The following is a 10,592-nucleotide window of genomic DNA, read 5'->3' as shown; positions in this document are numbered from 1 at the left end:
GGCCCGGCGGGCGGGCGGAGCGCCCTGGGCGCGGCCGGGACGCCCTGGTGGGCGAGCAGCGCCGCCGCGAGCAGCGCCGCGTCGTGGCGGGCCGTGGGCGCGCTGATCCGGGACAGCAGTGACACGGTTCTTCTCTCTGTGCCGGGGGCGGTGCCCGTCAGGACGGGGTCAGGACGGGGTGTGGAAGACCTCGGCGTTCTCGAGGACGCCGAGCGCGTCGGGCACGAGGACGGCCGCCGAGTAGTAGGTGCTGACCAGGTAGGAGATGAGGGCCTGGTCGTTGATGCCCATGAACCGCACGTTCAGGCCGGGCTCGTACTCGTCGGGGATGCCGGTCTGCCGCAGGCCGACCACGCCCTCCTCGGCCTCGCCCAGGCGCATGGCGAGGATGGAGGACGTGCCCTCCTCCGAGACGGGGATCTTGCCGCAGGGGAGGATCGGCACGCCGCGCCACGCGGGCACCGCGTGGCCGCCCACGTCGGCGCTGTCGAAGGACAGGCCGCGCTTGTTGCACTCGCGGGCGAAGGCGGAGACGGCCCGGGGGTGGGCGAAGAACGCCTTGGTCCCGCGCCGCATGCTCAGCAGCTCGTCCATGTCGTCGGGGGTGGGCGGGCCGGAGTGGGTGGAGATGCGCTGGCTGTGGTCGGCGTTGTGCAGCAGGCCGAACTCGGGGTTGTTGACGAGCTCGGACTCCTGGCGCTCGCGCAGGGCCTCGATGGTCAGCCGCAGCTGCTGCTCGATCTGGTCCATCGGCTCGTTGTAGAGGTCGGCGACCCGGCTGTGCACCCGCAGGACCGTCTGGGCCACGCTCAGCTCGTACTCGCGCGGGGAGAGCTCGTAGTCGACGAAGGTGCCGGGGATCACCGGCACGCCGGTGTGGCCGGAGGCGAGGGCGATGTCCGCCTCGCCCTTCTTGTTCTGCGGGCGGTCCTGCTCGGCCTGACGCTTGCTGACGTGAGCGCGCAGCCGCTCGTTGCGGCCCGCCACCTCCTCGTACGCGGTGCGGGGCAGGGCCAGCACGGTGCACGCCGTCATCGCGCGGGCCGTGAACTCCCAGGTGCCGGGGGTCTCGGCCACGGCCCGGCCGCCGAAGAAGCCGCCGTCGGCGAGCACACCGCGCCGGGTCTCCCGGCCGTACTTGCCGGAGCCGACCTTCTCGACCTTGCCGTGGGCGATGAGGTAGACGTGGTCGACGGTGCGGCCGCGCTCGGCGATCACCTGCCCGGGCTCGTACTCCTCCTGCCGGCAGCGCTCGGCCAGCGCCCGCAGCGCCTCGGCGTCGTCGAATCCGCGCAGCAGCGGCAGTTCGCCCAGCTCGGCCGGGACGACCTTGACCGCGGATCCTTCCTGGACGAAGGTGACCCGGCCGTCGCCGACCTCGTACACCAGACGCCGGTTGACGCGGTACGTGCCGCCCTTCACCTCGACCCAGGGCAGGGTGCGCAGCAGCCACCGAGAGCTGACGCCCTGCATCTGCGGGGCGGTCTTGGTGGTGGTCGCCAGGTTCCGCGCAGCGGCGATCCCCAGGCTGAGCTGTGCCCGGCCCGCCTGCTGCTCGGGCTGCTCCGGCTGCTGCCGGTGCGCTGCGGTCGACATCCCGGTCCTTTCCGTATGGGCGCGTGCGTCAAGAAGGAGCCCCTGGAGTAGCCCGTTCGGGCTACGGAGCTCCTGTGGCGCAAGTGAAGCAGCGCGTAATGATGTTGGTCGAGACGGCCGGGACCGTACCGTCGGTTTTGCGCCAAGGCACGAACAAGGGCCGTGCGGCGCGATGTGGGACCAGAACCGGGGTGATCGGCGGCGATGTCCGATATGCCGCGGTGTGGAGAGGTGTCCGAGGTGGCCGATAACGTTCTGTCAGGTCACCTTTTTCAGACGGCACATGTCTTCACACGGCACGTACGTCGCGGCGGTAACCGCCGGGGGCCTGGCCGTACTCGCGTTTGAACGCCTTGGCGAAGGCGTACTCGGAGCCGTATCCGGAGCGGGCCGCGACGGTCGTGAGCGGGGCGTCGGACTCGCGCAGCAGCCGGGCGGCCGTGGTCATGCGCCAGCGGGTCAGATAGGCCATGGGCGGCTCGCCCACGAGGGCGGTGAAGCGGCGCGCGAACGCCGCGCGGGACAGGCCCGCCCGGCCGGCCAGGGACTCGACCGTCCACGGCGCGGCCGGGTCCTCGTGGACGGCGGCGAGGGCCGGCACCACCGCGGAGTCGCTGAGCGCGGCGGCCCAGCCCCTGGCCTCCGTCGGCGGCTGCTCCTCGATCCAGGCGCGCAGGATGTAGAGGAGCAGCGAGTCGATCAGCGCGGGGACGATGCCGGCCGAGCCGATGCGGGGGTTCTCCAGCTCCGAGCCGAGGAGCTGGACGGCGGAGCACAGTTCGGAGTGGCGGCCGTGCCGGGTGGACAGGTGGATGATCTCGGGGAGCTGGCGCACCAGGGGGTGCGGGCGCCCCTGGTCCAGGTGGTAGTGACCGCAGAGGAGGCTGGTGCGGGGGCCGTCGGCGCCGATCGTGACCGTGCCGAGGGGCGCGCCCGGGCGGAACTCCGGGGGGCTGCGCCTCCTGCGGCGGGGTGGAGGGGCTGTCAGCCAGGACGTGGCCCCGGCCGTCGCGCAGGAAGACCACGTCGCCCGGACTGAGGGCGATCGGCCGCAGGTCCGGCGCGTCCCCCTCCGGGACGAGCCAGCAGGTGCCGTAGAGCACCACGTGGAAGCCGGCGCCGGCGACCGGGGAGAGGCGCAGGCCCCAGGGGGCGCGGCCGTGGGTGCGGACGGACCTGGGCCGGCCGGTCCGCATCGAGCCCAGCGCCTCGCTCAGGATGTCCAATGCCGCCCCCTCTTCCCACCGGGCACCCGGCTGTTCCTGCCGGGCGCCCAGCCTACGGCGTGCCCTGATCACCGGATCACCGGATCAGCGGATCGGCGGAGCACCAGCAACGGCACTGGCACTAGCACCGGCACCAGCACCGGATCAGTCGACGGTCAGGACGATCTTGCCCTGGGTCCGCCCCGACGCGACCCGCTCGTGGGCCGTGGCGGCCTCGGCGAGCGGGAACGTCTCGGCGACGTGGGGGCGGATGCGGCCGGCGTCCACGAGGGCGGCGATCGCCTCCAGCGAGGCGTAGTCGGGCTCGACGGCGACGCCGGCGAAGCGGCGGCCGGCGGCCTCGATCCGGGCGGCGAGCTCCCGGTCCGCGTGCTCCATGATGCTGACGAGCGTGCCACCGGGGCGCAGGACGGACAGGGCGCGCACGCCCTCGGACGAGGAGTCGAAGACCACGTCGGCGTCCTTGACGGCCTCGGTGTAGTCGGCGGTGCGGTAGTCGATGACCTCGTCGGCGCCCAGGCCCCGGACGAACTCGTGCTTGGGGGCGCTCGCCAGGGCGGTCACGTGGGCGCCGCGGGCCTTGGCGATCTGGACGGCGAGGTGCCCGACGCCGCCGGCCGCGCGGTGGATCAGCACCCGCTGGCCCTCGCCGAGCCCGGCCGCGTCCACCAGGCCCTGCCAGGCCGTGAGCGCGGCGAGCGGGAGGGCGGCGGAGTGCGCGTGGTCGAGCGTCGCGGGCTTGCGGGCCACCTGGCGGCCGGGCACGGCGACGTATTCGGCGTAGGCAGTGGCCGCGCGCGGGAAGAACGGCATGCCGTACACCTCGTCGCCCGGCCGGAAGCGGGCCCCGGCGCCGGCCTCCTCGACGACGCCGGAGATGTCCCAGCCGACCCCGAAGGGCGGCCGGCCGAGCAGCGGGTAGGCACCGGACCGGACGCCCACGTCCACCGGGTTCACGCTGCTGGCGCGGACCCGGACGAGGACCTCCCCGAAGAGGGGCACGGGGCGGTCGATCTCGGCGACCTCCAGGACCTCGGGGCCTCCGAAGGACTTCTGGATGACAGCGCGCATGGTGGGTCTCTCCCTGGTGGGTTCCTGTGGTGCACCCAACGTTAGGAAGATCGAACGAGCCGATGAATATCCCCGGATCTTCGAAAGATGTCCCATCGTCTTCCTTGCCGGGATGCTGGGCCATCAGCCCTCCGTCAGGACGGCTTCGATCGTCTCCTCCAGCGACATCCCGGAGGTGTCGAGCCACGTCCCCCGGCCGCCGAGCTCGGCGCGCAGCGCCTCGTCCAGGAACGACCAGTCGTCCGCCAGCACCTTGTCCCGCTCGGCCACCCTCCGGGCGACGACCTCCGCCGACGGCGCGAGGACGATCAGACGCAGCGGCAGGTCCTGCAGGTGCTCCAGGTAGAAGTCGAGGTGGGCGCGCCGGACGACCACGTCGTCGATGACCGGGACGACGCCGGCGGCGTGGAAACTGCGCGCCAGCACGGACGCGTTGCGGGCCCTCAGCAGCAGCTGCCGATCGGCTTCGAGGTCCTCCTCCGGCGAGGGCAGGCGGCCTCCCGCGACGATCAGGTCCTGCAGGTGGTCGCCCTCGATGTGCGCGCCGAGGGGGAACCGGCGGGCGAGCCCCGCCGACACCGAGCTCTTCCCGGACCCCGGAATGCCGATGACGAGGTACGCGGCGGGGGCGGGTCGTGCGGCGTCGACGTCCTGGCCCTGGAACGAAGTTTCCGGCATGCGTCCCTTACTCCTTGTCGCGTCGTGGGGCGACGGTTCCATCCCTGGAGGATCGTCCCCGGAGGAGATCCTTCCTCCGATCCGGCGGCCGGGCAAAGGAATTGCCCCGGCCGGCCGCCGGCGCCGCCGTTCCGGGTGCGGTCGGGTGCATTCAGGGTGCGTTCGGGGTGCGTTCGGGGTGCGTTCCTGCGGGCGGGCACCGACGATGGGCTCATGACGCGGTCACGGCGGGTGCGGATGCGGAGGGTCTACGACCCGCCCGAGGAAGCGGACGGCAGCCGGGTGCTCGTCGACCGCATCTGGCCGCGCGGGCTGAGCAAGGAGGCGGCCGCGCTGGACGAGTGGTGCAAGGACGTCGCGCCCTCCACCGGACTGCGCACCTGGTACGGGCACGACCCCGCCCGCTTCGAGGAGTTCTCCCGCCGCTACCGCACGGAACTCCGCGACGAGCCCCACGAAGCCGCCCTCCAGCACCTCCGGGAGCTGTCCCGGCACGGCACCCTCACCCTCCTGACCGCCACCAAGGACAGCGGCATCAGCGCGGCGGCCGTACTCCGGGAGGTCCTGACGCACTGACGCGGGGCCGAGGCCCGCCGGCGGGCAAGGCTTACGGAGTGGTGACGTACCGCGCCCGGCCGGGCCGGACGGCCGCCGGCGGCCCTAACGTCGGACGCATGCGCGTACTCGTCACCGGAGGAGCGGGCTTCATCGGCTCGCACGTCGTTTCCGCCCTGCTCGCCCGGGGGCACGACCCCGTCGTCCTCGACTCCCTGCTGCCCGCCGCCCACCCGGTGCGGCCTCCCGTGCCCGAGGGCGTGGCCTGGCACGAGGCCGACGTACGCGATCCCGCCGGTGTCGCGCGGGCGCTGCGCGGCGTCGACGCGGTCTGCCACCAGGCGGCGATGGTCGGCCTGGGCAAGGACTTCGCCGACGCCCCGGCCTACGTGAGCTGCAACGACCACGGCACGGCCGTGCTGCTGGCGGCGATGGCCGCGGCGGGAGTGCGCGGTCTCGTCCTGGCCGGGTCCATGGTGGTCTACGGCGAGGGGCGCTACGACTGCGCGGAGCACGGCCCCGTCCGCCCCGGGCCCCGGCGGGCCGGGGACCTCGAAGCGGGCCGCTTCGAGCCCCTGTGCCCGCGCTGCGGCAGGCAGCTCGCGCCGGGGCTCGTGGGCGAGGACGCCGCCGCCGACCCGCGCAACGTGTACGCGACGACGAAGCTCGCCCAGGAGCACCTGGCGTCCTCGTGGGCGCGGATGACGGGCGGCCGCGCCGTGTCGCTGCGCTACCACAACGTCTACGGGCCGGGAATGCCGCGCGACACCCCGTACGCGGGCGTCGCCTCGTTCTTCCGCTCGGCCCTCGCGCGGGGCGAGGCGCCGCGCGTCTTCGAGGACGGGCGCCAGCGCAGGGACTTCGTCCATGTCCGCGACGTGGCCACGGCGAACGTCCTCGCGCTGGAGGGGCTCGGCGCCCGTCCCGCGGGGAGCTCGCGGGCGTACAACTGCGGGAGCGGCACGCCCCGCACGATCGGTGACATGGCCCGCGCCCTGAGCGGGGCCCACGGCGGGCCGGACCCCGTGGTCACCGGCGAGTTCCGGCTCGGGGACGTCCGGCACATCACGGCGGCCTCGCGCCGGCTCCGCGAGGAGTTCGGCTGGCGTCCGCAGGTGGACTTCGCGGCGGGCGTGGCGGAGTTCGCGCACGCCCCGCAGCGGCGGCCGGCGGGCGGGTGACTACGGCGCTGCCGGCAGGACGACCTCGAACCGGCAGCCGCCCCGGACGTTGCAGACCGTCGCGCGTCCCGCGTGGGCCTCGACGATGCCGCGCACGATCGCCAGGCCGAGACCCGCGCCGGCGGGTGGCGTACGGGCCTCGGAGCCCCGCCAGCCGGTGTCGAACACGCGCGGCAGGTCCTCCTCGGCGATGCCGCCGCAGGCGTCGGTGACGGACAGGACGACCGTGCCCGTCGCCTCCTCGTGCCGCGCGGCGATCGCGACGGTGCCGTCGGCGGGGGTGTGGCGGATGGCGTTGACGAGGAGGTTGCCCAGGACCCGGGTCATCTCCCGGCCGTCGACCTCGACGGGCACGCCCTCCGCCGCTCCCCCGGCGTCCTCCCCGACCAGTCTGACGCCGTGTTCGCGGGCCAGCGGCTCGGCCCCGGCGAGCGCGTCCCCCACCAGGTCGTACACGGACATCCGGCTCGGGCTGAGGGAGAGCGTGCCCGCATGGATGCGGGAGAGCTCGAAGAGGTCGCCCACCATCCCGTTGAGCCGGTCGGTCTCCGTGCGGATCTGCCGGTGGTACCGCGCAGGGTCCTCGACGACGCCGTCCTCCAGCGCCTCCGCCATGGCGCGCAGCCCCGCCAGGGGCGTGCGCAGGTCGTGCGAGATCCAGGCCACGAGTTCGCGGCGCGAGGCGTCGAGGGCGCGCTCCCGCTCCCGGGACTCCTCCAGTTTGGCGCTGGTGGCGGCCAGTTCCCGTGCGAGCGCGGCCAATTCGGCGGTGGCGTTGCCGTCCGGGGCCGCGAAGCTGCCGCTGCGGCCGAAGTCCCGCGCGGCCAGGGTCAGGGCGTTGCTGCGGGCCACGACCCAGCGGCCGAGCAGCAGCGCGGTGGCCAGGGAGACCACGGCGGCCATGGCGCACACCGTCGTCACGACGGTCAGGTCGTGCGAGGACAGGAACATCGCCCACGCCACGCTCAGCGTTCCGGCCAGCATCGCCGTCACCGACACGGCGGCCACGACCGTCAGGGACACGGCGACCGAGCGGTGCCGGAGCAGCCGCAGGGCGAGTGCGCCGAGGACTCCGGCCGCGGTCGCTCCGGCGAGGGCGTAGAGGGCGATCAGGACGATGTCACGCATCGGTGCCGCCTTCGGTGCCGGTGCCGTTCCCGGCGTGGCTGTCGCCTTCGGTGCCGTCGGCGTCGGTGCCGTCGGCATCGAAGCGGTAGCCGACGCCCCACACCGTCCGGATGAAGCGCGGCCGGGCCGGGTCGTCCTCGATCTTGGCGCGCAGCCGGCGGACGTGCACGGTCACGGTGGACAGGTCTCCGAACTCCCAGCCCCACACCTTGTGCATCAGCTCCTCGCGCCCGCAGGCCCGCCCCGGGTGCCGCAGCAGGAAGGCGAGGAGGTCGAATTCGCGGAGGGTGAGGGCGAGCGGCGCCCCGTCCTTGGCGGCCTGCCGCGCCACGGGGTCCAGGACGATCCCGGCGGCGCGCAGCGCCGGGGCGGGCGGCGGCACGTCGGCCCGGGACCGGGCCCGGCGCAGCACGGCTTCCGCGCGCAGCACCAGCTCCCGGGGGCTGAAGGGCTTGGTGACGTAGTCGTCGGCGCCGATCTCCAGCCCGAGGATGCGGTCCTCCTCGTCGCCCCGCGCCGTCAGCATGATCACCGGTACGGGTCCCCCGGCCCGCAGCCTGCGGCAGACTTCCAGGCCGTCCATGCCCGGCAGCATCAGGTCGAGCAGGACGAGGTCGGGGCGCACGGCCGCGGCGAGCTCCAGCGCCGCCGGGCCGTCGGCGGCCCGGTCGACGGCGAAGCCGGCCCTGCTGAGGTAGCCGGACACGACTTCGGCGACGGTGGGGTCGTCGTCGACGACGAGGACGCGGGCGGGAGATGCGTTGTGCATGCCTCCAGCCTCGCACCGGCCGGAAGGCGGCGGAGCAGCGCGTCCCCCGTACACGGAACGGCGTCCTCGTTTCGTAAGAACCCGACGCCCGAAATGCCGGAATTCGCTCCGTAGGGTGAGCGGCGTGACTCACTCCACCACTCCCACCGCGGACATCGTGCTGCCTTGTCTCGACGAAGCGGCGGCCCTGCCCTGGGTCCTGGCGCGGGTGCCCGCCGGCTGGCGGGCGATCGTCGTCGACAACGGCTCCCGCGACGGCTCGGCGGACCTCGCCCGGTCCCTCGGTGCGACCGTCGTCCACGAAGCGCGCCGCGGCTTCGGCGCGGCGTGCCACGCCGGGCTGGCCGCCGCCGAGGCCGATCTCGTGTGCTTCTGCGACTGCGACGCCTCGCTCGACCCCGGACTGCTGCCGGGCCTCGCGGCGGCGGTCAGCGCCGGCGACGCCGATCTCGTGCTCGGCCGCCGACGCCCGCAGGTGCGCGGGGCATGGCCGCTCCACGCCCGCCTCGGCAACGCGGCCCTGGCCCGGATGCTCCAGCGGCGCACCGGGCTGCGACTGCACGACCTGGGCCCCCTGCGCGTCGCGCGCCGGGAGGCCCTGCTGGGCCTCGGCCTGACCGACCGCCGCAGCGGCTACCCCCTGGAGATGGTGGTGCGTGCCGCCGACGCCGGGTGGCGGGTGACGGAGACCGACGTCCCCTACCTGCCCCGCACCGGCCGCTCGAAGGTGACCGGCACCTGGCGCGGCACGTGGCGCGCGGTGCGGGACATGAGCGCCGTGCTCCGGGCGCCCGCCGCGCCGCGGGAGGTGACGGCCGGGTGAGCGCCGCCGTTCCCGCAGGCCCGGCCCCGGGCGGGCCGACGACCCTGCTCGTCATCGCCAAGGAACCGCTGCCCGGGCGGGTCAAGACGCGCCTCACGCCGCCGTACGAGCCCGCCGAGGCCGCTCTGCTGGCCGAAGCGGCGCTGACGGACACCCTGTGGGCCGTACGGGCCATGCCCGCCTGCCGCCGGGTCCTCGTCCTGGACGGCCGGCCCGGTCCGTGGCTGCCGCCGGGCTTCGAGGTCCTGCCGCAGTGCGCGGGCGGTCTCGACGAACGGCTCGCCGCCGCCTTCGCCGCCTGCACAGGGCCCGCCCTGCTCGTCGGCATGGACACCCCGCAGCTCACGCCGGGCCTGCTGGCTCCGGCCCTGAGCCCGGCGGGCTGGCAGGGCTGCGACGCCTGGTTCGGGCCCGCCGCCGACGGCGGCTTCTGGGCCCTGGGGCTGGCCGAACCGTGGCAGCCCGGTCTCCTGCGCGGCGTCCCCATGTCCACGGCCACGACCGGCGCCGTGCAGCGCCGCCGCCTCGTGGCGGCCGGGCTCCGCGTCCGCGACCTCCCGGAACTGCTCGACGCCGACACGGCGGCGGACGCCCTGCACGTCGCCGCGGCAGCACCCGGCAGCCGCTTCGCGGCGGCGGTGGACCGCCTGGGGCGGCGTACGGCGGGGCCGGCCGAAGGCTCCGCGGCCGGGGTACCGGCCGGCGCCCGTTCAGGCCCCGGTTCAGGCGCTCACTCAGGCGCTCGTTCAGGCGCTCGTTCAGGGGAAGTGCCGCCGGCGCCTCGGCAGCGGGCCCTTCAGGAACCGGCGTTGCGGGAACCGGCGGCCGGAGCACGGCCCGCCTCCGCTCCCTCCCCCGGCGGAGGTGGCCGGCCGTGCCGACCCGCGAACTGACGCCGCCGGCCCGGATACCGGCCCCCTGGCGCAGCGACCCGTACGCCGACGCGGTCAGCGCCGGACACGGGCCGCTGTTCCTGCGCCGCACGGACGGCTGGATGCTGCCCCTCGAAGTCGAACGGTGGTGCGCGGCCGCCGACCCGTCCGACCTCACCGTCCTCGACCGGTGCCGGGGACCCGTCATCGACATCGGCTGCGGCCCCGGCAGACTCGTCACCGCGCTGGCAGCCCGCGGACACCCGGTTCTCGGCGTGGACGTCAGCCCGGCCGCCGTCGACCGCACCCGGCGCGGCGGCGGCACCGCCCTGTGCCGGTCCGTGTTCGACCCCCTCCCCGGCGAGGGGCGCTGGGGCACGGCGCTGCTGATCGACGGCAACGTCGGCATCGGCGGCGACCCCGCCGCGCTGCTCGGCCGCCTCGCCCGTGTCACGGCGCCCGGGGGTCTCCTCCTCGCCGAGGCCGCCGCCGCGGACGTCGACGAGCGGGTGGAGGTCCATGTCGACGACGGGCGCGGCCGGAGCGGCCCGCCCTTCCCGTGGGCCCGCGTCGGAGCGACCGCCCTGACGCGCCACGCGAGCCGGGCCGGGTGGCACGCAGCGGAACGGTGGACCGTGTCCGGGCGCGCGTTCGTGGCCCTGCGCCGCTGAGAGCGGGGCGCGGCAGCACCAG

Annotated in this window: 11 protein-coding genes and 1 pseudogene; 5 read left to right on the top strand and 7 right to left on the bottom strand. The window is 75.0% G+C overall.

Annotated elements, in window-relative coordinates:
- Nucleotides 1-168: 168 nt before the first annotated feature.
- The 5 genes and pseudogenes from B7P34_RS13225 to B7P34_RS13210 form a co-directional block, all read right to left on the bottom strand.
- Nucleotides 169-1,596, bottom strand: a complete 1,428-nt coding sequence (locus B7P34_RS13225) for a family 2B encapsulin nanocompartment shell protein (RefSeq protein WP_106676100.1) — start codon at nucleotides 1,594-1,596, stop codon at nucleotides 169-171.
- A 289-nt stretch (nucleotides 1,597-1,885) separates the two neighbouring features.
- Nucleotides 1,886-2,506, bottom strand: a complete 621-nt coding sequence (locus tag B7P34_RS39910; RefSeq protein ID WP_435693960.1) for an AraC family transcriptional regulator — start codon at nucleotides 2,504-2,506, stop codon at nucleotides 1,886-1,888.
- A 94-nt stretch (nucleotides 2,507-2,600) separates the two neighbouring features.
- Nucleotides 2,601-2,792 (bottom strand): annotated as a pseudogene (locus B7P34_RS39905) (cupin domain-containing protein); the annotation flags it as partial.
- A gap of 174 nt (nucleotides 2,793-2,966) precedes the next feature.
- The gene (locus B7P34_RS13215) at nucleotides 2,967-3,893 is read right to left on the bottom strand and encodes an NADP-dependent oxidoreductase (protein WP_106676098.1); all 927 of its coding nucleotides are present in this window, start codon (nucleotides 3,891-3,893) and stop codon (nucleotides 2,967-2,969) included.
- Nucleotides 3,894-4,016: 123 nt separating this feature from the next.
- Entirely contained in the window at nucleotides 4,017-4,571 is a 555-nt protein-coding gene (locus tag B7P34_RS13210; RefSeq protein ID WP_106676097.1) for an AAA family ATPase, read from the bottom strand.
- Between the two features lie 213 nt (nucleotides 4,572-4,784).
- Here B7P34_RS13210 and B7P34_RS13205 point away from each other — a divergent pair, with 213 nt between their 5' ends.
- Together B7P34_RS13205 and B7P34_RS13200 are read left to right on the top strand one after the other, a co-directional pair.
- Complete coding sequence (locus B7P34_RS13205) at nucleotides 4,785-5,147, top strand: DUF488 domain-containing protein (protein WP_106676095.1); 363 nt, start codon at nucleotides 4,785-4,787, stop codon at nucleotides 5,145-5,147.
- A gap of 98 nt (nucleotides 5,148-5,245) precedes the next feature.
- The gene (locus B7P34_RS13200; RefSeq protein WP_106676118.1) at nucleotides 5,246-6,307 is read left to right on the top strand and encodes an NAD-dependent epimerase/dehydratase family protein; all 1,062 of its coding nucleotides are present in this window, start codon (nucleotides 5,246-5,248) and stop codon (nucleotides 6,305-6,307) included.
- On the opposite strand, the gene B7P34_RS13195 is transcribed toward B7P34_RS13200, so the two are convergent.
- A complete protein-coding gene (locus B7P34_RS13195; protein ID WP_106676093.1) occupies nucleotides 6,308-7,435 on the bottom strand; it encodes a sensor histidine kinase in 1,128 nt (375 codons plus the stop codon).
- A complete protein-coding gene (locus B7P34_RS13190) occupies nucleotides 7,428-8,204 on the bottom strand; it encodes a response regulator transcription factor (RefSeq protein ID WP_106676091.1) in 777 nt (258 codons plus the stop codon). The genes B7P34_RS13195 and B7P34_RS13190 overlap by 8 nt, the downstream gene beginning before the upstream one ends.
- A 124-nt stretch (nucleotides 8,205-8,328) precedes the next feature.
- On the opposite strand from B7P34_RS13190, the gene B7P34_RS13185 reads away from it, so the two are divergent.
- Genes B7P34_RS13185 through B7P34_RS13175 form a run of 3 tightly spaced genes read left to right on the top strand, consistent with a single transcriptional unit; the run spans nucleotide 8,329 to nucleotide 10,570 of the window.
- Complete coding sequence (locus tag B7P34_RS13185) at nucleotides 8,329-9,027, top strand: glycosyltransferase family 2 protein (protein WP_223267807.1); 699 nt, start codon at nucleotides 8,329-8,331, stop codon at nucleotides 9,025-9,027.
- Nucleotides 9,024-9,920 carry a TIGR04282 family arsenosugar biosynthesis glycosyltransferase gene (locus tag B7P34_RS13180; protein WP_106676088.1) on the top strand — a complete coding sequence of 299 codons (897 nt, stop codon included), beginning with the start codon at nucleotides 9,024-9,026 and terminating at the stop codon, nucleotides 9,918-9,920. Before B7P34_RS13185 ends, B7P34_RS13180 begins: the two co-directional genes overlap by 4 nt.
- Nucleotides 9,902-10,570, top strand: a complete 669-nt coding sequence (locus tag B7P34_RS13175; protein WP_223267806.1) for a class I SAM-dependent methyltransferase — start codon at nucleotides 9,902-9,904, stop codon at nucleotides 10,568-10,570. Before B7P34_RS13180 ends, B7P34_RS13175 begins: the two co-directional genes overlap by 19 nt.
- Nucleotides 10,571-10,592 lie beyond the last annotated feature (22 nt).

The sequence above is a fragment of the Streptosporangium nondiastaticum genome (assembly GCF_003011965.1).
GTDB classification, from domain to species: Bacteria; Actinomycetota; Actinomycetes; order Streptomycetales; family Streptomycetaceae; genus Streptomyces; species Streptomyces nondiastaticus.
This window is presented reverse-complemented; position numbering and strand designations above follow the sequence as displayed.